The organism is Streptomyces sp. WZ-12 (assembly GCF_028898845.1).
Lineage (GTDB): Bacteria > Actinomycetota > Actinomycetes > Streptomycetales > Streptomycetaceae > Streptomyces.
Genome location: NZ_CP118574.1, coordinates 9146501 through 9169400 on the forward strand (window position 1 = coordinate 9146501; position 22900 = coordinate 9169400).

Here is a 22900-nt window from a genome sequence, read left to right on the forward strand (position 1 = left end):
GGGCGACGTCATTCCTCCGGGGAGGTGGCGGGCGTCCGGCTGAGGCGGTGCGCGCGGGCGCTCGCCATGAGGTACTGGCCGTAGGGGGAGTCGCTCATCTCGGCGCCCAACTCGTAGCAGGCGTCCGCATTGATGAACCCCATGCGCAGGGCGACTTCCTCGACACAGCCAAGGCGGGTGCCCTGGTGGTGCTGTACGTCCCGGACGAACCGGCCCGCGGCGAGCAGGGACTCGTGGGTCCCGGCGTCCAGCCAGGTCACGCCGCTGCCGAGCCGCACCAGATGGGCACGCCCCGCCATCAGGTACGCGCGCAGCACGTCGGTGATCTCCAACTCGCCGCGTGCGGAGGGGTGCAGACCTCGCGCGATGTCCGTCACGGTGTCGTCGAAGAAATACAGGCCCGGGATCGCGAGGTGGGAACGCGGGTGCTCAGGCTTTTCCTCAACGGAGAGCAGACGGCCCCTGGCGTCGACCTCGGCGACCCCGAAACGCCGGGGGTCGGCGACCTGGTGGCCGAAGAGGACACAGCCACGCAACCCCTGCGTCGTGCTGCGCAGCAGGGCGGGCAGTTCGGCGCCGTGGAAGAGGTTGTCGCCCAACACCAGGGCGCAGTCCTCGCCCCGGATGTGGTCCGCACCCACACGAAAGGCGTCGGCGATGCCCCGCGGCTCCGCCTGGGCCGCGTAGCCGATGCGCATGCCGAGCCTGCTGCCGCTTCCGAACAACCTGCGGAACAGCTCGATCTCCGCGGGGCGGGTGACGATGAGGACGTCGTTGATGCCCGCGAGCATGAGCACCGACAGCGGGTAATAGACCATCGGCTTGTCGTAGACCGGGGCCAGATGTTTGGAGCCCACCAGGGTGAGGGGCAGCAGTCGTGTCCCGTTCCCACCCGCCAGGACTATGCCCTTCACCGGATCGAGACCGTACGACAGGGGCAGACGACCCTGCGGCGCGCAGCCCGGAACATGGGATGGGTCACGTCTCCTCCGAAAGCCCCTTGTGTTGCCTCAAGTCGTAGACGAGAGCGGTGCGATGACCGGGAACTGGCCCGGTTGATGGAGCCTGTGCGCCGCTCACCTGCCACCTACTTTTGCGGCACCGGACGACTACGTGCGCGGACCTACTCTTGACCGTGCGCCGTGCTGAGTAGGCCGTGGGCGCTTCGTTCCAGCGTATGCGGGTCATGGCGTCGAAGTAGAGGGCGGCTTCGGCCTGGTGGCTGCCGCGAGCCCGACACGCCAGGAACCGCCCCGGACTGTCCGTGGAACAACTCGCCCTTGCACACGTCATGGAAGCGGCCAGCACAACAGACACCTCGCCCGCACGCGCTCAGGGCGGCACTGGCCGAACACTTCGACGTTCCCCACACCGTGACCGGCGGGGACAGCGGGATGCGTCTGACCGTGCGACCGCCGCCGGGCCCCCGACCAACCCCTGGCCCGAGCCGCCGTTTCTGTTCCCCGTCGATCGCGGCTGATACCTTCTCGCTGTGCCTGCTCGAAGCGCTGGCCGGTGGTCTGCCGGCCGATGTCACGGCGTCCCGTTCGTCGCCCGCGCCGTTCACGGCTCCTGGCCGGCCGTGGCCGAAGCGAAAACCACCGCTTACCGAAACTTTCTCGCCGTGGCGCATTCTGATGCCCATACCGAAACGGAACATCGTTAGGGTCAACCGTGCTTGATGTGAAGTTCATTCTGGAAAACCCCGAGGCCGTCATCGAGAACTGCGCCCACCGGGGTTACGAAGTCGACATCGAGCGGATCGCCTCGCTCGACCGTGAACGGCGCGAAACCATCACGCGACTGGACGAAACGCGGCACGGCATCACCGTGCTGGGCCGCGAATGGAAGAACACCACCGACCAGGAGGGACACCGGCGCAAGGCCAACGCACTCAAGGAGGACCGGACCCACCTGGAGGCCCAACTAGAGGGAATCGAGGAGGCGTTGCGGCAGATCCTGGAACGTCTGCCCAACATGCTCGACCCCCGGGTCCCGGTCGGCGGCGAAGAAGAGAACGAAATCGTCCGGACCGTCGGCACCCCGCCGTCCTTCGATTTCGCCCCGCGTTCCCACGAGGAACTCGGCCGGCTCACCGCCACCATCGACATCCCGCGCGGGGTGAACGTCGCCGGCTCCCGCTTCTACCTGCTGATGAACGAAGCCGTCCAGATCCGCTACGCCCTGACGGACCTGTTCACCAAGCGCGCCCGCGAGCAGGGCTTCGACCTGGTCTCGCCGCCCTACCTGGCCCGCCGGGAGACCCTTTACGCCTCCGGCTACCTGCCGTTCCAGGACAAGGACAACTTCACAGTCAACGACTCCGACCTGTCCCTGATCGGCACCAGCGAGCAGTCCCTGCTCGGCATGCACGTCGGGGAAATCCTGACCAGACTTCCGCTGCTCTACCTCGGCGACTCGATGTGTTTCCGCACCGAGGCCGGAAGTTATGGACGTGACACCGCCGGAATCCTGCGGGTGCACCAGTTCTACAAGCTGGAGCAGTTCGTCTACTGCCACCCGTCCGAGAGCGAGCGCTACCACCAACTCTGCCTGGAGAACGAGGAATGGCTGATGCGTGAGCTCGGCATTCCCTACCAGGTGGTGCTCACCGGCTCGCAGGACCTGGGTGCGCCCGGCCGCATGAAGTACGACACCGAAGCCTGGCTGCCCTTCCAGGAGCGGTACCGCGAGATGACCTCCAACACCAACATGGGGGACTTCCAGGCGCGGCGCGGCCGCATCCGCTACAAGATCGACGGGGAGAAGGGCTTCCCGCACACCATCTCCGCGACCGGGTTCTGTGACCGCCTGATCTTGTCGATCATGGAGAACTACCAGCAGGAAGACGGCTCGATCGAGGTGCCCGCACTCCTCAGGCCCCACCTCGGCAGCGACGTGATCCCCGTACGCCCGGCCGAACAGCAGCGCCCCAAGGTCCGATAGACGCGATGCCGCCGGCCCCGTACGCCCCGGTCAGACGGGGTAGTGGAAGCGGCGCAGATTGGCGCGGAGCAGCGCGGTCGAAGCGGTCCGCTTGGCCGTGCCCATCTCCCGGCGCCACCGCGCCGTCTTCCCAGTGTTGAACGGCTGGCGGTACAGCGACTTCGTGAAGTACGCGCCTTCCAGCGCGACACCGGTTTCCTGCTCGGTGATCTCCTCCGGGCACAACTGGCGTTCCTCAACAGTCAGGCCGAGAAAGTCGAAGAGCCGGGAAAGCTCTTCCTGCGGCGCGGCGACCAGCCTTTCGAACTCGATCAGGAATACCCGGTCCCGGAGTTCCGGTCTGTTGATGAGGGAGAAGTACGCGTCGGCACAGGCGTTCCAGTGCCGACTCACGCTCAGCAGGGTGTCCCGCTCCGGATTGCGTTCCCCGCGCTGTCGGTAGCGCCGGTTCACGTCCTCGTGGGACAGCAGCACGTCACGCCCGTCTCGCACCACGTTCACGAAGACGGCGTCCGGCCACAGCTCCAGCAGGGTTTCCGCGGCGAAGATATTGCTCGGCGTCTTCTCCGACACGAAGTCGGCACCCGCCTTCCGTTCGACGACCGGGGCGAAGAAACCCTCATAGAAATCCTTGAAGGCGCGGGCGAGTTCAGTGCCCTCGTAGTAGAACGACTGCCGTGCCAACCGCCACTCCACCGACATGGACCGGTACAGCTCGAAGATCCCGGCGGTGTGGTCGAATTCCGGCCCGCCGACGATCCGTGAATGGCTGGCCAGTAGCTTCTGGACGAGCGAGGTTCCGGAGCGGGCACAGCCCCCGACGAAGATGAAACGCATAGGCTCTCCTTGGCTGAATCGTTGAAATCGGGCGGGTTCGATCGGAGTTAGGGCGGGGTTAGGGCCGCACACTGACCGCGCGGAGGTGTTCCGGAAACGACGGGAGGTCGGCCTCGCGGTGCGGGGAGGAGACCGCTCCGCGAGGCCGACCTTCCGGCTGCTGGGGCACGGGGGGAACTGTGTCGGTCAGGATCGAGTCGTGGAGTTCCCGTAGCGCGCGACAGGGCTCTATCCCGAGGTCCTTGGCCAGGAGGTGGTAGCCGTCCCGGTAGGCGGCCAGTGCCGTCAGCCGGTCGCCCGCCCGGGCGAGGGCCAGCATCAACTGGAACCTGAGCCGTTCGTGATGGGGATGGGCATCGACCAGACGTTGCAGGTCAGACACGACCTCCCGGTGCCGCCCCGCCTCCAAGAGCACCTCGATGTAGTTCTCGTGCAGCATCAGCCGCAGCTCCTCAAGACATCGGATCTCCGCGGCCATGGAGGCGGTGCCCATCAGCGCCGACAGGGGGCGTCCCCGCCAGAGACTCAGGGCCTCGGCGAACAGGCGTGCCGCGTCGTCCCGTTCGGACGCGCGCCAGGCCAACGTGCCGCGCTGGATGAGCCGGTGGCAGTGCTCCAGGTCGATCTCGTCGGGTCCTGCGGACAGCAGATAGCCCTTGCCCACGGTGTGCAGCCGCTGCTCGGATTCGGTCGACCGCAGCGTCCGGCGCAGTCGTCCCACGTAGAGTTGGATGTTCTTGACCGCGGATACCGGAGGGTGTACGCCCCACAGAGCCTCGATGAGCTCCGCCACCGTGACCTGCCGGTTGGCGTGCAGCAGCAAGTAGGATAAGAGAATCTGTTGCTTGGTACTTCCGCAGGGCATCCGCTTTCCGTTATGGGTCGCGGTCAGCGGCCCCAGGAGAGTAAATTTCATCCCCGTTCTCCTGTGCGTCATGATGAGTGACGTTGATCTTGACGAGGGCCCTCATGGTCGCACGGAGGGTGAGAATTCGCCGCGCCTCACATCATTCCCCTCCTCCTGTACCGGGGCCCGGTCATCGACCCCGAAAAACCAGCCGGCCGACAGTGACGCGCGTGGGTGGCGCGCGCCAGGTGGGCGTAGGAGGGTGATCGGGCGCTCTGTGACTAACCGTCATCTTGGTACTCTTCCGGCCATGTCTACCAGCTACCTCGGAAGCGTGAAGCAAAGGCAGTTCGTTTCACGCCAGGAAGCACGCTGCGGCATGCATCGGGTCGCGTCAATCGATACGCGATATGTGGATATCTTTAGCGTGAATCTGCCTCTCTCGCGTCGGCCGGAACCGTGCACTTCCCTCGTCGCGGATGACCAAAACCTGGCGGGGGAAACAGATGCCCTGCCTGCGGAGCAGTAACTGGCCCGTGTGGAACGGCAAAAAACTGTCGTTATGGTGCAGTTAGCCGGAAGTCCGCTGTTATATTGCGTCTCGCCGGGCGATCATCGCGGCATTGATCAGCGGTCCCGTGATCAGGCAGGCCCCGGTTGATCGGGCGCGGCCGGGCCACCCGTCGACCTGCGCACAGCGCCGCCCCCGTGCGCCAGGAGGGGTGGCGGCCAAGGCTTCGGCGTGAATTTCCGGACCTTCGTGGGAGGCCATGCCGTGCTGGTCACAAGAGGGGCGTGAAGGCTCAAGTGGACTGCCAAGCTGACCGCATGGCCGGCGGCTGGATCCGGAAGCTGCTGCGCTACTGCCGCAGACATCCGCTCGCCCTGGCCGTCGTCGTGGCCGCCACCACCGCCGGTACGGCCGCGACCGCTGCCGTACCACTGATCATCCGCTCCGTCGTCGACGACGTGGTCGGCCGCCACCACCGCCCGCTCGGGCCGCTGCTCGGCGCGATGGCGGCCGTCATCTCGGTGGGTTTCCTCGCCTCATACGCGAGGCGCCGCGCGGCCGGCCGGCTCTCCCTCGAAGTGCTGCACGCCCTGCGGTCCGACATGTTCCACGCTCTCGTCCACCACGACGGGCGCACCCAGGACCGGATGGGCAAGGGCCAGCTCATCAGCCGCATGACGTCCGACGCCGCCACCGTGCAGCGGCTGCTGGACAACCTGCCGACCATGCTCGGCTCGACCCTGCTGTTCGTCTTCGCCCTCACCGCGATGCTGGTCCTGTCGCCGACCCTGACACTGGTGGCCGCCGCAACGGGCCTTGCCCTGTGGTGGGTTGCCCGGTGCGCCTTCGTCCGGGTGTCCGCCGCCGCCTGGCACGCGCAGGAACAGACCGGCGCCGTCACCGGAGTGGTGAGCGGGGCGGTGGACGGCGTCCGGGTCGTCAAGAGCTTCGGCCAAGAGGACCAGGAGCAGGCCAAGTTGCGGACGGCGGCCCGCGACCTCTTCGCCTCCAGAGTGCGGTCGGTACGGCTGCGCAGCCGTTACGGCCCCCTGATGGGCATGCTGTCGGCGCTGGGCCAGGTCGGCATCCTGGCGCTCGGCGGCTGGCTGACCCTCAGCGGCCACATCTCACTGGGCACCTTCCTCGCCTTCTCCGCCTATCTGGCGCAGTTGATGGAACCCACCATGGTCCTCTCGTCGCTGGTGACCGAGGCCCAGCAGACCAAGGCCGGCGCCCAGCGGATGTTCGAGATCATCGACTCCGGCCCGCGCACCACCCGCCACACCCCGCACCACCCCCAGGACCTGCCGGACCGCGAGCCGCGACCCGCCGGCTTCCCACCCGTGCCGGCCGCCGTGGAACTCGACCGGGTGGCCTTCCGGTACGACGCGGACCCGCCCCTGCTCGCCGGGGTCTCGCTGACGATCAGGCCCGGCGAGACCGTCGCGCTCGTCGGCCCGGCAGGCTCGGGGAAATCCACCCTCGCCATGCTGCTCACCGGCTTCCACCCACCGGCCGACGGCACGATCCGCATCGACGGACAGGACATCGGTCAACTCCCCCTGGAATCCCTGCGATCCAAGGTCGCCATCGCCCTACAGGACAGCTTCCTCTTCCACGACACCATCCGCGCCAACCTCACCTACGGGAACCCCGGCGCCACCCCCGACCAGATCACCGCCGCCGCCCGCGCCGCCCAGGCCCACACCTTCATCGAGGCGCTGCCGCAGGGCTACGACACGGTCATCGGCGAACGCGGCCAGACACTCTCCGGCGGCCAGCGGCAACGCCTGGCGCTGGCCCGCGCCCTGCTCAGCGACGCAGACGTCCTCGTCATCGACGACCTGGCGGGCGCCGTCGACGCCAGGACCAGCGCGGCCATCCACCGCGGCCTGCGCGCCGCCCTGCGTGACAGGACGGCGCTGGTCATCGCGTACCGGGAATCCACGCTGGCCTTGGCGGACCGGGTGGCCCTGCTGGACGGGGGCAGAATCCTGGCCACCGGCACCCACAGCGCGCTCAAGAAGAACTGCCCGCCCTACCGCGCCCTGGTAGCCGCCGCGGACCCGCGCGCCGACCCACCGCGCCGCACCGCGCCCCACCCGGTCACCGGCGTCAACTCCGCACTCTGGGAACGGCACCAGGGCCAGGACCAGGACGCGAACGGGAAGCCGGACACGGAACCGCCACCGGAACTGGCCACCGAGGCAGCGAAGTTGTCCGCCGCGACCGACACCCCGAACATCGACGAACAAGCCGCCCGCCGGGTACCACCGGGCTTCCGACTGCCCCACCTGCTGCGCCCGCTCACCGGCCCGCTGGTCCTCTCCCTCGCCCTGGTCATCGCCAGCGCGGCCGGCATCCTCACCCTCCCCGCCCTCGTACGGACCGGCATCGACCAGGGCATCAGCGGCTCCGACCCCGCCGCCTTGCTGGCCGCCTCCCTAGCGGGCCTCGGCGTCGTCCTGTTCACCTGGGGCATCAACGTGGCCAAGGACCGGGTCAGCGGGCGGACCAGCGAACGCCTCCTCTACACGCTCCGACTCAAAGCGTTCGGCCATCTCCAACGGATAGACCTGGAGTACTACGCGCGGGAGGGCTCCGGCCGCATCATCACCCGGCTGACCGCCGACATGGAGAAACTGTCGGCCTTCCTCCAGACGGACCTGACCAACGGCCTGTTCAGCCTGCTCTCGCTCGTCACCGTCGCCGTCCTGCTGCTGATCATCAACGTGCCGCTGGCCCTGGCCGTGCTCGCCCTGCAACCGGCTCTCATCGTGGCGACCCTGCTGTACCGCCGCGTCTCCTCGCGCGCCTACCTGACGTCCCGGGAACGCGCCGGCGCGCTGGTCGCCGACCTTGAGGAGAACATCGCGGGCCTGCGCACCGTGCAGGCATACCGCCACGAGCGCCGCAGCCAACGCCATTTCGACCTGCGGAGCAGGGACTTCACGGCCGCTCAGTACCGGGCACAGTGCCAACTGGCCGCGTACTTCTCCTTCGTCCAGTTGCTGGCGGACACCAGCGTCCTGCTGGTCCTCGCCCTCGGCGCGAGCTGGGTGACCGGCGGCTCCGTCAGCGCCGGCGTGCTCGCCGCCTTCCTCCTCTACATCGAGCTGTTCTTCTCGCCCGTCCAGGAGCTCTCGCAGTCCTTCGACAGCTACCAGCAGGCCGCCGCAGGCTTCGAGCGGGTCAGCCAACTGCTGCGGACGCCACCGCCCGAGTCGGTGCCCGCGGCGCGGCGGCTGGCGCTGCCACCCCGGCTCGACGGACCCATCGCCCTGGACGGCGTGCGGTTCGCCTACCCGGCCACCACCCGCGAGGCACTGTCGGGCATCGACGTCGTCATCCCTCCCGACCGCACCACGGCACTCGTCGGCCGCACCGGAGCGGGCAAGTCCACCGTGGTGCAACTGCTCTCCGGGCTCTACGCGCCGACCGCGGGCGCCATCCGGATCGGCGGCGCCGACCTGAGGGAATTCGACCCCACCGCCTACCGGCGCAGACTCGGGATCGTCCCCCAGGAGGCGTACCTGTTCGCCGGAACGGCCCGTGACAACATCGCCTACGGACGGCCGGACGCCGCGGACATCGAGGTCGAGCGGGCGGCCCGCGCGGTCGGCGCCCACGACATGATCGCCTCGCTCGCTCACGGCTACCACCATCAGGTCGGCGAGGGCGGTCGCGGCCTGTCCGCCGGCCAGCGCCAGCTACTGGCCCTGGCCCGCGCCCAGTTGGTCGACCCCGACATCCTGATCATGGACGAGGCCACCGCGGCACTCGACCCCGTCAACGAGGCCGCCGTGCACCGCTCCCGCCGGCTGCTCTCCCGCCACCGCACCACCATCGTCGTGACCCACCAGATGCACACCGCAGCCGCAGCCGACTTCGTGGTGGTCCTGGACGGCGGACGCGTCGCGCAGACCGGCACCCACGACGAACTGCTGTCCGGCGACGGCCCCTACGCGGAGCTCTGGTCGGCCTTCATCGCCTCATCCCCGCCCGAGCAGGAAGGCCGGCCCCATTGACCCCCCGGGTTTTCTGTACCTGCCGGCCAGGATGCACCGTCTGGCTGACCGGCCCGCTGAGCACCGGAAAGCCAACACTCACCGAAGCGCTCGCCGGCCAACTGCGCAGACAGGCCAGCAGAGTTCAGGCACCGGACGGTGACAACAACCGCAGGCTGCCCACCGCCGATCTCGGCCTCAGCCGCCACCACCGCCCGGCCGCCCCCGACCTGCGCATCCAGGCCGACCGGGACAGCATCGACACCTGCACGGCGACGCTCCACACGCTGCTCAAGGAAAGGAGCCTGGCATGACCCCGCCGGGCGCGAACTCCGGCGCGTCCCCGTCCCTGTCGCACCTGGATGCGTTGGAGTCGGAGGCGGTGCACATCTTCCGTGAGGTGGCGGGGGAGTTCGAGCGGCCGGTGATCCTGTTCTCCGGTGGCAAGGACTCGATCCTGATGTTGCACCTGGCGCTCAAGGCGTTCGCGCCGGCGCCGGTGCCGTTCGCGTTGCTGCACGTCGACACCGGCCACAACTTCCCCGAGGTCATCGACTACCGCGACCGCACCGTCGCCCACCACCACCTGCGCCTGCACGTCGCCTCCGTCCAGGACTTCATCGACCGCGGCGAGGTACGCGAACGCCCCGACGGCACCCGCAACCCCCTGCAAACCGTCCCCCTCCTCGACGCCATCGCATCCCACCGCTTCGACGCCGTCTTCGGCGGCGGCCGCCGCGACGAGGAAAAAGCCCGCGCCAAAGAACGCGTCTTCTCCCTCCGCGACGAGTTCGGCGGCTGGGACCCCCGCCGCCAACGCCCCGAACTATGGCAGCTCTACAACGGCCGCCACTCCCCCGGCGAACACGTCCGCGTCTTCCCCCTGTCCAACTGGACCGAACTGGACGTCTGGCAATACATCGCCCGCGAACAGATCGAACTCCCCACCATCTACTACGCCCACGAGCGCGAAGTCTTCTCACGAGGCGGCATGTGGCTGGCCCCCGGCGACTGGGGCGGCCCCAAGGACGGTGAAACCCTGCAGCGGCGCACGGTCCGCTACCGCACGGTCGGCGACATGTCCTGCACCGGCGCAGTGGACTCCAACGCCGACACCATCAACGCCGTCATCGCCGAAATCGCCGCCTCCCGCCTCACCGAACGCGGCGCCACCCGAGCCGACGACAAACTCTCCGAAGCCGCCATGGAAGACCGCAAGCGCGAGGGGTACTTCTGACCACGAGCAACCCCCACACGGTGGACACCGGTGCCACCTTTCTGCTGCGCTTCGCCGTCGCCTACCGCTACGCCGCCACCCCCGCCGAACCCGCCGTCGTCCTGGTCACCCACGGGTCGCTCCGCGCCGATGCGGACGCGGTGGTGCTGTGTCCTGCCGCCGTGGAGGGCGGTTGTTGTGTGGGTCGGGGGAGTCGAACATGGGTATGTGTGCGAGTCCGTCCCAGCAGGATGCAGGAAGGATGTCAGCGATGACGACCAACTCGAATTCGGGTGCGGACAGTCTGGCTGCGATCGAAGCGCGGATCGACCAACGCCGGGACCAATACGCGCTGCCGGAAGGCCATATCGCAGAGGCGGCCTCACCATGGCTGCCCTTCGTCCCCAACGTGATGATCAAGCATTTGACGTTCGATATCCGGAGCAACTCGGCCGCGAACGTCTTGTGGGTACAAGCTGGTGGGGTGTTGGGGCGCCACCGCCACCGCGGTCCGGTCTCCGGGTATGTGCTCGACGGTAGTTGGCGCTACCTGGAGTACGACTGGGTCGGCCGGCCTGGCGACTTCATCCGGGAGAGTCCGGGCCGCACCCACACCCTGGTCTCCGACGAGGGCATGAAGACCATCTTCTGGTTGAACGGGCCGGTGGAGTTCCTCGACGAGCGGGACCGGGTGACGGAGGTGATGGACGCCTTTTGGTTCATCGATCACTACGAGCGAGGCTGTCAGGAGCAGGGCATCGAGATCAACCGGGCGCTCTACCTGTGAACTTGTGACCCAGCCACCACGGCCAGGGTGAACATCCCGACCGCGGCTTTGGCATGTGGCCGATCAGGCGCGAGGGGCTCGATGCCAACTCTTCGGTCGTTGACCTGACTTGTCAGGGTTCCACGCCGTCGAACCCACCCGATGGGGGAGTCGGCACGCGCCCGTTTCTCCGACGGGGAGAGAGTAGACGGCGGCTGAGGGGCGGAGTGGCACGTGGCCGGTTCGAAAGTCCGGCGGGTGGCTGAGGGTGCGGATGAGGGCAACCGCCGTTCACCGGCGAGGGATCAACGCCTTGAGAGGGATGAGCGAACGCACCACGGCCCACCACTTCGACGGTGCCGTCGTCCGTCTCCCAGAAGGTCTCCAGGAGCAGGAAGCCCACCGCGTACGCCCGCCGCGTGCGGGAGCCCTCGGCCGCGCTCGCCGGGGCGATGCCGGTTCCGGCCCGCCAGAGCGGCGGTCTGGAAGTCGCCGATCATGGCGTACCGCTCGATCGGGAGGTGGACCGGTGCCATGGTGCGCCTCCTCCCTGCCGCCCTCCGACCCCGGAGCCGGACGTCGGGTGAGTATGGGGATACGGAGTGTGGTCGGCGGGTTCGGGCGGCTCGGCCAGGCTGACCATGGTGGGCCGAGCCATCCGCGGGTGCCATCCGGGGCCTGCGACGCAGCCGTCCGGGCCGTCGTACGCCGATGTTCGGGACGCCGGGCGCGCGGACGTCCCCCTAACGGGGGATGACACACCGCCCGGGACCGACCGACTGACCGATGGGATCCGCCGCCATCGCTTCCTACCGTCGCAACCAAGGCCCTCTCCACCCCGGACCGGGGCGGGGCCCGATCCGATCTGCCGCGCCGAGGCGTGGCCCACGAGGGAGGAAGCCAGCGATGGACCAGGCAGTGCGGCACGTGGTGGTGGAGGCCGCCGGGACGGATACCGACCGGAGGGTGTTGCGCCGAGCCGGGCAGGAGGCCGTGCGCCACCGCGCCAGGCTCCGTCCCGTGCTTCTGCACCCGCTGGACCCGGACGAGGTGCGGTCGCCGCTGCCGCACGGCGAGCGCCCGGAGGATGAGGAATGCGGCGGCCTGGGAGTCGAGGCACTCATCCGGGGACCGGCGACGGCGTGCCACGGCACGGTGATGTCCCCGGTCGCCGGGGGAGGGGGGCGTCATGCCTGAGCCTTACCTCGGGATGCCCGAGGCGACAGCCCACCACTGCGCCGGCTCCGGCCCCGGCCCCTTGCCCGGGTCGGAAACCGGTGCGGGGCCCGAGCCCGCGCCCACACTCGCTCGGATCGCCTTCGCCCACGCGCCCGGCGGCATCGCGCTGCTCGACACCTGCGGCTACGAACTGATCACCAACCCCCGCTGGGAAACCGTGCTGTGCCCGTCGCCGGCCGCCGGAGTCCACCCCTGGACCGCGCGGCTGCCGGCCGAGCTGCGCCGCACCGGCCGCGGCCTGTTGGACCGCGCCCTCGTCCACGACGAAGGGCAACCGGTCGAACGTCTCTTCGCGCTCCCCGGAGCCGGCGGCCAGGACCGCTCCGTGGTCATCAAGATCCGGCGCACCCCGGCACTCGGGCACTGCGTCGCCACGGCGTTCGACGTGACCGACGAACTCGCCGAACGCCAGCAGCAGTTGAGCCTCGCACTGCACACCGCGTCCCTCGCCGCGTGGAGCGTGGACCTGGACAGCGGCGAGGAACGCTGGTTCGACGATTCCGAGGAGCTGTACGGAATGCGACCGGCGGCACACCGACTGGTCCCGCGGATCCGGGAAGCCATCGCCCCCGAACACCGCGAGGCCGTCCACGAGGCGTTCGCCGGCCTGGAGAGCGAGGGCGACCAGGTGGAGACCACGTTCGCCATGCTCGACGACGAGGGCCGGCGCCGCTGGATGCGCGTCGACGCCCGGGTCCACCCGCTGAGCACCCCGCCGCACCGCTGGTTGGTCGGCGTCACCCGGGACGTCACCGACGAGGTGCACCGCCGCGGAGCCCTGGAGGAAACGGCGCGGAGGGAGGCCGACCGGGCGGACCGGATCGAGGAGATCGCCGCGGCCCTCGTCTCCGCCTCCACCGCCGACGCGGTCGGCGCGGCGATCACCGAGAGCTTCCCACCGGCGATGGGCGCCATCGGTGCACTGGTGTTGGTGGCCGAACACGGGCACTTCAGGTCGCTGGCCTCGTCCGGGGCCGGCACGTCCATGGCGCGGATCCTCGACGGGATGCCCCTGGACGCCCAGGTGCCCGCCGCGCGCGTCATCCAGGACAACCGCGCCTGCTACATCGGCAGCCCGCAGGAACACCGCGCCCTCACCGACGGCGATCCGCACGACCTGCTCTCCCGCACACAGGCACGCTCCTGGGCCATGCTCCCGCTGAGTTGCGCGGGGCGGCCGTCGGGCGTGCTCGCGCTGGGCTTCGCGCGCTGGCACGACTTCCCACCGGGCGAACGTGCACTGCTGTCGACCGTCGCGGGGCTGACCGGCCAGGCCCTGGCCCGGACCGCCCTGGTCCAGGACCGGGTCGAACTCGCCCAGGCGGTACAGCACCTGCTGATGCCGTCCCGGCTCTCCCAACTGGCCGGACTGCGGATGGCCGGACGGTACGTGCCGGCCTGCGACGGAGTCCGGATCGGCGGTGACTGGTACGACGCGTTCCCCCTCGCCGACGGGCGCTACGCCCTGTGCGTCGGGGACGTCGAAGGCCACGACGTGCGGGCGGCCGCCGTCATGGGACAGATCCGCACCGCGGTACGTGCCTACTCCCAGACGGAGTCCGGACCGGGCGCGGTGCTGGCCAAGGCGAACGACCTGCTCTCCTCCCTCGGCGGCGGACACTTCGCGACCTGCTCCTTCCTGGTCCTCGACGCACGCCGCGGCCGCCTGGAAGCGGCCACCGCCGGCCATGTCCCCGGGGTCGTCGGACGCGCCGACGGCACCACCGAACTCCTGGCCCCGCCACCCGGCCCGCCGTTGGGCGTGCAGCCGGGCACCGCATACGTCACCGTGAGTCGTCCGCTGACCGCGGTGCGCACCCTGGTACTGCTCAGCGACGGCCTGGTCGAGGGGCCGGAGTTGGACCTGGACGAGGGAATGGACCGGGTGCGCGGGATCGTGGCGCACCACCGCGACTCGTCGCCCGAAGACCTGGCGGACGCGCTGCTGAGCGCGAGCGCACGCACCGGCCACCTCGACGACGCCGCGCTCCTCGTCGTCCGCCGCGGCGGCGACGAGGACGGGGCCGACCGCCCCACGGAACCGATCGGCTGAGGGGCCGGTCCACCGGCACGACCTCCCTCCAGGGGACGCCGAGGGGACATCCGCCTTTCCTAGCCTGGCGAGAGACCTTCCAGGACACGCGAAGCCTTCGAGAAACAGGAACGGAAAACCTTCGAGAAAGGGGAAAGACCATGCCCAGCACCGAGGACGTCGAGCGGGTCATCGTGGGTGTCGACGGTTCGGAGGGGAGCCTGGCGGCACTCCGACAAGCCGCACACGAGGCCCGGTGCCACGGGGCCGAGCTGTGCCCCGTCATCGCCTGGACCCCGCCGGGCGGCGAAGCCCTCACGGCGCAGTGCCCCGTCCCCGAGCCCGAGGACCTGCGGCGGGAGTGGATACGCCTGGCCCGAACCCGCCTGGATGCCGCCTGCGCCGAGGCCCTGGGCGACGACAGCACCGATCTGACGGTCTCGTCGAGGGTGCTGCGCGGGCGGCCGGAGGACGTGTTGACCCGCTCCGCCCGCAGGCCGACCGACCTCCTCGTCTTGGGCGCGGGAAGCCACGGCCACCTCCACCACCTGCTGTTCGGCTCGGTCAGCCGGCTCGCACTCAAGCGGGCCCAGTGCCCCGTCCTCGTCGTCCACCCCGACCGGGGGCGCCCGACGGCCGATCCCGCGCAACGCACCGCGGCGGACCGGGCGATGCCCGCCGATCGCTGAGGGACCGCCCCCGGCGCACGGAAGCCATGCAGATCCCGGTGGGCCATGACCACCCATGCCGAGATCGACGTCGCGGACCACCACCGGCCCAACAGCCTTATAGGGATGGCGATTTGCCGTGAAGTCGGACCCTACTCCAGCAGGCCGCGCCGCATGGCTTCGGCCACCGCCGCCGCGCGATCGGAGACGCCGAGCTTCTCGTAGAGCCGCTGGGTGTGCGTCTTGACGGTGCTGGCGCCCAGGAACAGTTCCTCGGCGAGCTGCGGAATGCTCTTGCCGTCGGCGAACCCGCGCAGTACCTGGCGTTCGCGCTCGGAGAGCACCGCCGGATCGCGGTCGGCACGGAGCCGGATCTGGTCCACCAGACCGCCGGCGAGCTCTTCCGGAACGACCCGCTTGCCGTTGGCCACCTTCAACACCGCATGCACGATCTCGCTGCGCTTGGCGTCCTTGGCGAGATAGCCGAAGGCCCCCTCCTGCACGGCCCGGAAGACGACGGCACTGTCGGTCGTCGTCGACAACAGCAGCGTGCGGGTGGGAAGTTGGTCCCGCACGACGGCGTGCACGACGGCAATGCCGTCCAGCTTGGGGATGCGGTAGTCGAGCAGGGCCACGTCCGGCTTCAGCTCACGGATGGCGGCGAGCGCCTGTTCGCCGTCCTCCGCCTCGGCCAGCACCTCGATCTTGCCGCTGATCTGGAGGCCCCTGGTGACGCCCTCGCGGAACACCGGATGGTCGTCGGCGACGATAACCGTGACCCGCCGGCTCGCACTGGCCATCCGTCTGTCACCTTCCGTCTCGCCACACCGGGAAAACGCCGGGAACGGTCATCAGAATAATGTGGGGCGGCGGCGCACACCTCTCGGACCGGACCCGGAGACCAGCGCCCCGAGCGGGAATCCCGCTGCTGACCGGGCCGGATGCGAACGGGCCGGATCCGTCGTACGGTCAGCCGGTCAAGCAGCCCTCCCTCGACCGGCCTCCGGGCGGTGGACGCGTTCGGACGGTGCATGATGACCACACGGTGGCGTGAGCAGCAGTTCACGGCGATGTCCGACCTGACCGGCCGCTACGTCGCGCGCCTGCGACTGCCGGCACTGCTGCCGATCCTCTTCGCCGGACTCGCCGCCGAGCAGCGCCTGATCACCCCGTGGTTCTTCGTCTGCTTCGGCCTGTACGCCGCCTGGGCACTGGTGCGCCTCGCCCTCGTCCACCGTCAGCGTCTCGCCGGGGCGCGCGGCGCGGTGACCGCGGCCGCCATCGACGTGGTGGCCGTGACGGTGCTGGGAGGACTGTCCGGAGGCTCGGAATCAGCGGTCCGCTACGCCTACTTCGTGCTGCCGATGGCGAGCGTGATGTGGCAGCGCCCCGGGCTCACCGGCTGGCTCAGCGCGGCCTGCGTGAGCGGATACCTGGCGATGACCCTGCCGAACCTGTTCCTCGGGCTCCACGCGGACTACTGGCCGGTGCTGGTGGACGAGGCGTACCTGCTCTGGAGCGTCGGGGTGTGTGTGCTCGTCGCGGCACTGTTGCGACGACGCAGCGACCGCGTGGCCCAGTTGCTGGACAACCGCGAGACACTGCTGCGCGACGCCCTCGACGCCGAGGAACGCGAACGGGCCCGGCTCGCCGACGCCTTGCACGACGGCGCGGTGCAGAACCTCTTCGCCTCCCTCCACGATCTGGAGGAGGCGGAGTCCAAGGCCCCCTCCGACGAACTGGACCGGGCCTCGCGGGAGATCCGCGGCTCGGTCCGCGAGATCCGTGAAGTGATCTACGTGCTCCACCCACAGGTCCTGGCGGCCGCCGGACTGGCCGCCGCGCTGGAGTCCCTGGGGGAGCGACTGTCCCGGCGCGGCGGCTTCGTCGTCCACTACGACCTGCACATGCCGGACCGGGACCCCGCCGAGGCGCTGCTGTTCTCCGTCGCCAGGGAACTCCTCACCAACGTCGTCAAGCACGCCGAAGCCGACAACGTCTGGCTGACCCTCGTACGCGACACCGACGAGGTCGTGCTGCGGGTGCGCGACGACGGCAAGGGGTTCGACACCAACGTCGTCCAGGAGCGCCTGAAAGCCGGACACATCGGCCTGGCCAGTCACTACGTCCGTGTGGAGAGCGCGGGCGGAACCTTCTCGTTGGACAGCTCGCCCCAGGGCTCCACCACGGTCGAGGTGCGACTTCCCTCCCGCCCGTACAGCGACCACCACTGAGCAACCACGGCCCCGCACCGGCCCGATCGGTGGAGCGCACCATCAGAGGGGACGAGCCACCGGTAGGACCTCGGCCAAGGCCGCCGCCACGCCGACGATTGCGGGTCACTGTCCGCGGCGCGCAGCCTGGCACACACTCGCTCGTGCGGCGAGCACCGCCAAGACCCCGCCACCCCGAGGAAGGGGACCATGGCAGACACCGAACCCGTCGACGGCAATACGATGCCAAGACCCTCCGGGGGCCGATGGCGGTCCCGCGGACCGTTGCTCGCGGTGTGCGCCGGGTACTTCATGGTGATCCTGGACGTGACGATCATCAATGTGGCCGTGCCTGTGGTGGGCCGCGATCTGGGCACCTCCCTCACCGGCATCCAGTGGATCACCGACGGGTACACCCTGGTCTTCGCCGGTCTGCTGATGACCGGCGGCGCGCTGGGCGACCGGCTGGGCAGCCGGCGGGTCTTCTGCTGGGGCGTAACGGTGTTCACCCTGGCCTCGGTCGGGTGTGCACTCGCCCGGGACCCGGCCTCCCTGGTCGTCGCCCGGTTGGTTGAGGGGAGTGGCGCGGCACTGATCGTGCCTGGCTCGCTGGCCCTGCTCCAACAGGCATATCCCGAACCGGACGCGCGCTCGCGGGCGTTCGGGCTGTGGGGATCCATGGCCGGGATCGCCGCCTCCGCGGGGCCCCTGCTCGGCGGGCTGTTGGTCACGACGGTTGGTTGGTGTTGGGTGTTCCTCATCAACGTGCCGGTGGGTGTCGGATGCCTGGCGTTGACCCTGCGGTGCGTCGCGGCTTCGCCCCGGCATGCGACCCGGAGCGTGGACTGGCCCGCCCAATGTGCGGTCGCGGCGATGGTCGCGCTGTTGACCGCGGCCCTCAACGAGGCCGGCCGGCGCGGCTGGTCCGACCCAACGGTCCTGGTCATGGCGGGACTTGTGGTCGGGTGCGCAGGCGCCTTCATCGTGCGCGAGCACCTGGCGCGTGCTCCCGTACTCCCGCCTGGCCTGCTGCGGTCGCGCGCCCTGGGTGGGGGAGCGGCCATCGGGCTGCTGTTCAACTTCGCCTTCTACGGCATGGTGTTCACCGCCAGTCTCGACTTTCAGCGGCAGCGGGGCTACAGCGCCCTCGTCACGGGGGTGGCCCTGCTGCCGGCCGTGTCGATGACGATGTTCGCCTCCGCCCTGTCCGGCCGGCTGGCCCGGCACACCGGCCATCGCCCTTTGGTGGTCTGCGGCATGCTGGTGGCGGCCGCGGGTCTGGCCGGTTGGGCGGCAGCAGGGCCCGATCCGGCCTATCCGATGTTGGTGGCCCCGATGATGGCTGCCGGGTTCGGCACGTCCTTCGCGCTGACCGGCTCCACCTCATCGGTGATGACGTCCGCCCCCACCGGCTACGCGGGCACCGCGTCCGCCCTGTTCAACACGGCGCGCCAGATCGGTAGCGCCGCCGGGGTCGCCCTCGGCGGAACGTTCCTCGCCACGGCGACCGACTACGCGGCGGGACTGCGCGTCAGCATGGGCATCGGTGCCCTGGCCTACTGCGCTTCCGCCGCCCTTGCCGCGCTGTGCGTACCGGCGAAGGCCACGGTGCGAGCCGCGGCGGTCTGAGCGGCATGGCGGGTGCGCGGGATCGGGCCGGTCCGTTCAGTAACGGGAGTGGACGTCGGTCGCCCGCCGGCCGCAAGGGGCCGTGGGCCGGACTCGTCGGCCAGATGCCCGCCGCTTCCGTGGGGCAGGGCGTTGCCGGCGCGTCGCACCAGCTCAGCCGAGCGCCGGCAGTCGTCGGCCACGCCCGCGGCGAGCGCGACGACTTGAGTGGCGATGCCCGACGGCGGCGGTGCGTATCGGCGGCGTGTTCGGCCAGCAGCAGCGCGCCGCCGCCCACCGCGCCGTAGCCGGCGGCCATCACCAACTCCCAACGAGGGGCTGGGTCTTTCCGGGGTGACCCACATCGAGCACATCCTCGCCAAGCTCGGCCTCCCCAATCGTGCGGCAGCCGCCGCCCGAGCCGCTGCCTGGGAAATCGAACCACCCGCTGACGCAACCCCGGCAGCGCACCACGCCCAGATCGTGGGCCCGCTCCGCGGGACACTCCCTCTCCGCGTCTCCCAGGGCGACAACTGAGCGCAGGGACGGGGCAGGTGAGGTCCCGCACCTGCGGGCTGGGCGGTCCTGTGCTGCCGCGCGTACTGCCCACAACTCCCTGACCTCTGCCTGTGAGCGGTGCCGCGCCCCCAACTGGCCGTGAGCGGGGACGACCCTGAGCCTGCTTGTACAAGCCGGCGCCCGTTCCGTTCCGTACGCAGCGGTCTCCGGCGGACTTGCCGTCAGGGGCCGCTGGAGTTGGCGGCGTCGAGGAGGGCGGTACCGCGGATCGGCGCTTCCGGTCACGACGTCTTCCAGGGGCGTCTCCGTGCCGTCGGGCCGCTCGGGCTGTCCCGGTCGTAGGGCGGGAGGTTGAAACGGACCTCGGCACCGCCGCCGTCCGCCGTGGTGGCGAAGACGGTGCCGGCGTCGGCCGTGATGATGTCGTACACAATGGCCAAACCGAGCCCCGAGCCGGGCGTCGCCTGCGTCCGGGGGCCTCGATAGAAGCGGTGGAAGAGGGCGCGCTGTTCGCCGGGGGCGATGCGGCTCGGCGGACTCGAAGGTGTGCGTTTGGAGCAAACGCCCTAAATCCGGCGGCTTCGAAGCGCACTTGACGGCACAAGTCACTTCTCAACGCCTACTTCGAGGGGCGGCTGGAGTTTCATGTCCTGGGGGCCGCCGTCAGGGGTGTTGCGGCAGGCGACGGTATCGTGCGGTTGTTGGTGGCAGAGCAGGGTCAGGCAGTGCCCCAGTGCCTGTTGGCCGTAGGCGTTGGGGTGGATGGATTCCTGTGCGCTGCCCTGGCTGCCGACGGTGACCAGGAACCGTACCCACTCGGCCTGATGGCCAGGCAGCCTGTCGGTGGGGGTGTTCTTGCCGGTGGCTTGGGTTGTACCCATGCTGCACACTTCCTTGCCGTCGAAGGCGTCTTGCAGGTCGAGGAACGGGGTGCCCTCCTCCCGGGCCGCCTTCTTGAGCATGGTTGAGATGCGGGGCACCACACTGTCGCGGGCCCAGGTGGCGTCGTCGTCGAAGAGTGGGCAGCCGCCGGTGCTGAAGCGTGCGTAGGTCTCGGGGTACCGGTTGTCCCCGCCCCGGGGGACGGGGGAGGGATACGACTGCAGGACCAGGCGGTAGGAGTTCGCTGAGTATCCTGCCTGACCCATCACGGCGCGGATGTCGCCGAGGGTCCTTGCGACCTTCGCCTGGGTTTCTTCCAGCGCTGTTTCCAACCGACCGTTCTGCCCGGGTGTGCAGTGCCAGTTGCCGGTGGGCACCATGAAGCCCTTGACGCAGTCGGTGATGATGTCGGTGAAGCCGAGGTCGTTGCCGCCTATGGACAGCACGATGAGTTTGATGTCGTGTGTGCGTGCTGCGCGGGCGAGTTGGTCGGCCTGGGGCTCTTCTCCTTTGAAGGGGAGCCCGCCTTGTGCCGCACGGAGGACGTTGTTGGTGGTGGCGCCGGAGCAGGCGAGGTTGATGCGCTGGATTCCAGGGCCGAGGTCCGCGCTCATGATCTCCGCGGTGTCTGAGCGGTGGCAGCCGGTACGGTGCGAGTCGCCGTAGACGGCGGAGGGGTCGTGGCTGCACCAGCTAGCCCATTCCCAGCAGTTGTTGGCGGCCCGGTCGGTGCCGTAGCGGTGCCCGGCCGACCAGGGGGCGGCGTTGCCGTACCAGCGGCCGGCCTCACCGGAGATGAAGCTGTCGCCCATAGACACCGCTGCCGCTGGCCGCTGACTGTCAAGGGAGTCGGCGCTCGCAGCCGCGGCTGGGGTTGTCCACTGCGTGGTCAGAGCCAGGAGAAGAGAAAGCGTCACGGCACCTAAGGCTGTCCGCAGCCACCGGCGCCTGCGCCGGGGTTGCGCTGGCCCAGGCGGATAGACGTAGTCGTCGAGGGGCACGGGGTTCTCCCACATGATCACTTCCTCATTTCAGGACGACGGACTCCGTGCCCCGTAAAAGGGGACAGCGGGTGCGAGGCAACTGCTTGGCGCACGGGGGGTGCCTCTACGTTCTTCGTCAAGCGAGGCGGGGTGTTCGGGGTTCGTAGAAGGTGCCGTCGCGGAGCATCGCGAAGGGCACGTTGATCCGTTGCCGGGCGAGCCTGAGGAGGGCCTGGGTGTGGGTCTTTCCTCTGGCCCGGCATTTGTCGTAGTAGGTGCGAGAGGCGGGGTCGTGCAGGGCGGCGAACGCGGACAGGAACATGGCGCGTTTCAGGACGCGGTTGCCGCCTCTGGGCGCGTGTTCGCCGTGGATCGAGGTCCCGGACGACTTCGTGGTCGGCGCGAGGCCGGCGTAAGAAGCCAGGTGGGCGGAGGTGGGGAAGCTGGTGCCGTCGCCGACGGTGACCAGCAAGGTGGCGGCGGTCCTGACCGCGACCCCCGGCATCGAGGTCAGGACCTTCGAAAGAGGGTGCTGTTCCAGCAGGGTACTGATCTGGGCTTCTGTGGCCCGGCGTTGCTCGTGAACGGCGCCGAGCGAGCGGGCCAACGACGGGATGACGATGTCGAGGGTGCCGGTGCCCGGGACGGTGACGGTTTGCTCGTCGAGTGCGTCGAAGACCTCGTCGATCAGCCGCTGGGCCATGCGCGGGGCCTTGGGCCGGATCACCTCGACGAGCCTGCGGCGCCCGGCTTTTCGCAGGGCGGCCGGGGAGCCGTAGCGCTCCAGCAGCCAGGTGAGGGCCTGGTGGTCCAGGCGAGGGCCAAGGACGCGTTCCAGGGATGGGTGGAACTGGGTGAGCAGACCGCGGATGCGGTTGCTGGTGCGGGTGGCCTCGGCGGCGAGGTCCTGGTCGAAGCCGACGAGCACGGTCAGCTCGGCGGTGATCTCGTCGGTGAGTTCCAGCGAGCGCAGGGTGTGCGGCATGGTGCGGGCGGCGTCCGCGATCACGGCCGCGTCGCGGGCGTCGGTCTTCGCTTCGCCCGGGTAGAGATCGGCGATCCTGCGCATCGACAGGCCGGGCAGGTAAGCGACCTTGCAGCCCGAGTCCCGGGCGACGGTCAGGGGCAGAGCGCCGATCGAGGCGGGTTGGTCCACGATCACCAGGACGGTGCCGAACTTCTCGCGGAGCTTGTCGAAGACGGCCCGCAACTTCGGTTCGGTGTTGGGCAGTTGCTTGTCGAAGACCTTCTTGCCCGCCGGGGTGAGCCCGTTGCCGTGGTGGTGGCTCTTGCCGACGTCCAGGCCCAGGAAGACGCCTATCTCGTCGTACTCGTTCACGCCGTCCTCCCGAACGGGGGTGTGCGGTGCTGGCCGGGGCGTTGGCGTCGTGCGCGCATCCACGTTATGCAGACCTGCCGCCCGCGAAGTGCCGGGCGTTGCGCTCGGCGGGGCGGTAGTCGGACCTCTCATCAGCGTCTCCAACGGCGCCTCTCGGGCCCGGTGGCACCACCCCCCAGGTCATGCCTTCGACAGGGGGGAACAGCCATGCCGGGCCCGGAGGCCAGCGGCCCTCTTGCAGGACCGCGTAGAAGATAACGGGGGAGCCCAGCGCATGGGCGCGGGGG

General features: G+C 69.6%; 17 protein-coding genes. 10 read left to right on the forward strand and 7 right to left on the reverse strand.

Annotation, left to right across the window (positions count from 1 at the left end):
- Positions 1–8: 8 nt before the first annotated feature.
- On the reverse strand, positions 9–914 hold the full coding sequence (gene rfbA / locus PV796_RS39970) for a glucose-1-phosphate thymidylyltransferase RfbA (RefSeq protein ID WP_274918787.1): 906 nt from the start codon (positions 912–914) through the stop codon (positions 9–11).
- Positions 915–1683: 769 nt separating this feature from the next.
- Between rfbA and serS the strand changes: the two genes are divergently transcribed.
- Complete coding sequence (serS, locus tag PV796_RS39975; RefSeq protein WP_274918788.1) at positions 1684–2946, forward strand: serine--tRNA ligase; 1263 nt, start codon at positions 1684–1686, stop codon at positions 2944–2946.
- A 30-nt stretch (positions 2947–2976) separates the two neighbouring features.
- Here the strand turns inward: serS and PV796_RS39980 are convergent, their stop codons facing one another.
- Complete coding sequence (locus PV796_RS39980) at positions 2977–3783, reverse strand: sulfotransferase family protein (RefSeq protein ID WP_274918789.1); 807 nt, start codon at positions 3781–3783, stop codon at positions 2977–2979.
- 58 nt (positions 3784–3841) lie between these two features.
- Complete coding sequence (locus PV796_RS39985; RefSeq protein ID WP_342456945.1) at positions 3842–4720, reverse strand: AfsR/SARP family transcriptional regulator; 879 nt, start codon at positions 4718–4720, stop codon at positions 3842–3844.
- 738 nt (positions 4721–5458) lie between these two features.
- On the opposite strand from PV796_RS39985, the gene PV796_RS39990 reads away from it, so the two are divergent.
- The 7 genes from PV796_RS39990 (at position 5459) to PV796_RS40020 (ending at position 15090) form a co-directional block, all read left to right on the forward strand.
- Positions 5459–9169: an ABC transporter ATP-binding protein gene (locus PV796_RS39990; RefSeq protein ID WP_274919396.1), complete on the forward strand. Its 3711-nt coding sequence runs from the start codon at positions 5459–5461 to the stop codon at positions 9167–9169.
- Complete coding sequence (locus PV796_RS39995) at positions 9166–9462, forward strand: adenylyl-sulfate kinase (RefSeq protein WP_274918790.1); 297 nt, start codon at positions 9166–9168, stop codon at positions 9460–9462. Before PV796_RS39990 ends, PV796_RS39995 begins: the two co-directional genes overlap by 4 nt.
- Positions 9459–10385 carry a sulfate adenylyltransferase subunit CysD gene (gene cysD / locus PV796_RS40000; protein ID WP_274918792.1) on the forward strand — a complete coding sequence of 309 codons (927 nt, stop codon included), beginning with the start codon at positions 9459–9461 and terminating at the stop codon, positions 10383–10385. The genes PV796_RS39995 and cysD overlap by 4 nt, the downstream gene beginning before the upstream one ends.
- A gap of 250 nt (positions 10386–10635) precedes the next feature.
- Positions 10636–11151 (forward strand): 2,4'-dihydroxyacetophenone dioxygenase family protein, encoded by a 516-nt coding sequence (locus PV796_RS40005; protein WP_274918793.1) that lies wholly within the window; start codon positions 10636–10638, stop codon positions 11149–11151.
- An 885-nt stretch (positions 11152–12036) separates the two neighbouring features.
- Positions 12037–12327 (forward strand): hypothetical protein, encoded by a 291-nt coding sequence (locus PV796_RS40010; RefSeq protein WP_274918794.1) that lies wholly within the window; start codon positions 12037–12039, stop codon positions 12325–12327.
- Positions 12320–14422 carry a SpoIIE family protein phosphatase gene (locus PV796_RS40015; protein WP_274918795.1) on the forward strand — a complete coding sequence of 701 codons (2103 nt, stop codon included), beginning with the start codon at positions 12320–12322 and terminating at the stop codon, positions 14420–14422. Before PV796_RS40010 ends, PV796_RS40015 begins: the two co-directional genes overlap by 8 nt.
- 140 nt (positions 14423–14562) lie before the next feature.
- Complete coding sequence (locus tag PV796_RS40020; protein WP_274918796.1) at positions 14563–15090, forward strand: universal stress protein; 528 nt, start codon at positions 14563–14565, stop codon at positions 15088–15090.
- 131 nt (positions 15091–15221) lie between these two features.
- On the opposite strand, the gene PV796_RS40025 is transcribed toward PV796_RS40020, so the two are convergent.
- Entirely contained in the window at positions 15222–15869 is a 648-nt protein-coding gene (locus PV796_RS40025) for a response regulator transcription factor (protein WP_274918797.1), read from the reverse strand.
- Positions 15870–16100: 231 nt separating this feature from the next.
- Between PV796_RS40025 and PV796_RS40030 the strand changes: the two genes are divergently transcribed.
- Entirely contained in the window at positions 16101–17303 is a 1203-nt protein-coding gene (locus PV796_RS40030; protein ID WP_274918798.1) for a sensor histidine kinase, read from the forward strand.
- A gap of 222 nt (positions 17304–17525) precedes the next feature.
- Positions 17526–18911, forward strand: coding sequence for an MFS transporter (locus PV796_RS40035; protein WP_274919397.1), 1386 nt, complete (start codon positions 17526–17528; stop codon positions 18909–18911).
- Between the two features lie 779 nt (positions 18912–19690).
- Here the strand turns inward: PV796_RS40035 and PV796_RS40040 are convergent.
- The 3 genes from PV796_RS40040 to PV796_RS40050 all read right to left on the reverse strand — a co-directional run bounded on the left by PV796_RS40040 (position 19691) and on the right by PV796_RS40050 (position 22613).
- Positions 19691–19933 (reverse strand): sensor histidine kinase, encoded by a 243-nt coding sequence (locus tag PV796_RS40040; protein ID WP_274919398.1) that lies wholly within the window; start codon positions 19931–19933, stop codon positions 19691–19693.
- Positions 19934–20014: 81 nt separating this feature from the next.
- Positions 20015–21103 (reverse strand): GDSL-type esterase/lipase family protein, encoded by a 1089-nt coding sequence (locus PV796_RS40045; protein WP_274918799.1) that lies wholly within the window; start codon positions 21101–21103, stop codon positions 20015–20017.
- A 307-nt stretch (positions 21104–21410) separates the two neighbouring features.
- Positions 21411–22613, reverse strand: coding sequence for an IS110 family transposase (locus PV796_RS40050; RefSeq protein WP_274918800.1), 1203 nt, complete (start codon positions 22611–22613; stop codon positions 21411–21413).
- Between the last annotated feature and the right edge of the window lie 287 nt (positions 22614–22900).

What these genes read in the sequence shown, in the direction of transcription:
- PV796_RS39980 (WP_274918789.1), bottom strand. Translation starts at nt 3,783, where the DNA reads ATGCGTTTCATCTTCGTCGGGGGCTGTGCCCGCTCCGGAACCTCGCTC.
- PV796_RS39985 (WP_342456945.1), bottom strand. Translation starts at nt 4,720, where the DNA reads ATGACGCACAGGAGAACGGGGATGAAATTTACTCTCCTGGGGCCGCTG.
- PV796_RS39990 (WP_274919396.1), top strand. Translation starts at nt 5,459, where the DNA reads ATGGCCGGCGGCTGGATCCGGAAGCTGCTGCGCTACTGCCGCAGACAT.
- cysD (WP_274918792.1), top strand. Translation starts at nt 9,459, where the DNA reads ATGACCCCGCCGGGCGCGAACTCCGGCGCGTCCCCGTCCCTGTCGCAC.
- PV796_RS40005 (WP_274918793.1), top strand. Translation starts at nt 10,636, where the DNA reads ATGACGACCAACTCGAATTCGGGTGCGGACAGTCTGGCTGCGATCGAA.
- PV796_RS40010 (WP_274918794.1), top strand. Translation starts at nt 12,037, where the DNA reads ATGGACCAGGCAGTGCGGCACGTGGTGGTGGAGGCCGCCGGGACGGAT.
- PV796_RS40015 (WP_274918795.1), top strand. Translation starts at nt 12,320, where the DNA reads ATGCCTGAGCCTTACCTCGGGATGCCCGAGGCGACAGCCCACCACTGC.
- PV796_RS40020 (WP_274918796.1), top strand. Translation starts at nt 14,563, where the DNA reads ATGCCCAGCACCGAGGACGTCGAGCGGGTCATCGTGGGTGTCGACGGT.
- PV796_RS40025 (WP_274918797.1), bottom strand. Translation starts at nt 15,869, where the DNA reads ATGGCCAGTGCGAGCCGGCGGGTCACGGTTATCGTCGCCGACGACCAT.
- PV796_RS40030 (WP_274918798.1), top strand. Translation starts at nt 16,101, where the DNA reads ATGATGACCACACGGTGGCGTGAGCAGCAGTTCACGGCGATGTCCGAC.
- PV796_RS40035 (WP_274919397.1), top strand. Translation starts at nt 17,526, where the DNA reads ATGCCAAGACCCTCCGGGGGCCGATGGCGGTCCCGCGGACCGTTGCTC.
- PV796_RS40045 (WP_274918799.1), bottom strand. Translation starts at nt 21,103, where the DNA reads ATGGGCGACAGCTTCATCTCCGGTGAGGCCGGCCGCTGGTACGGCAAC.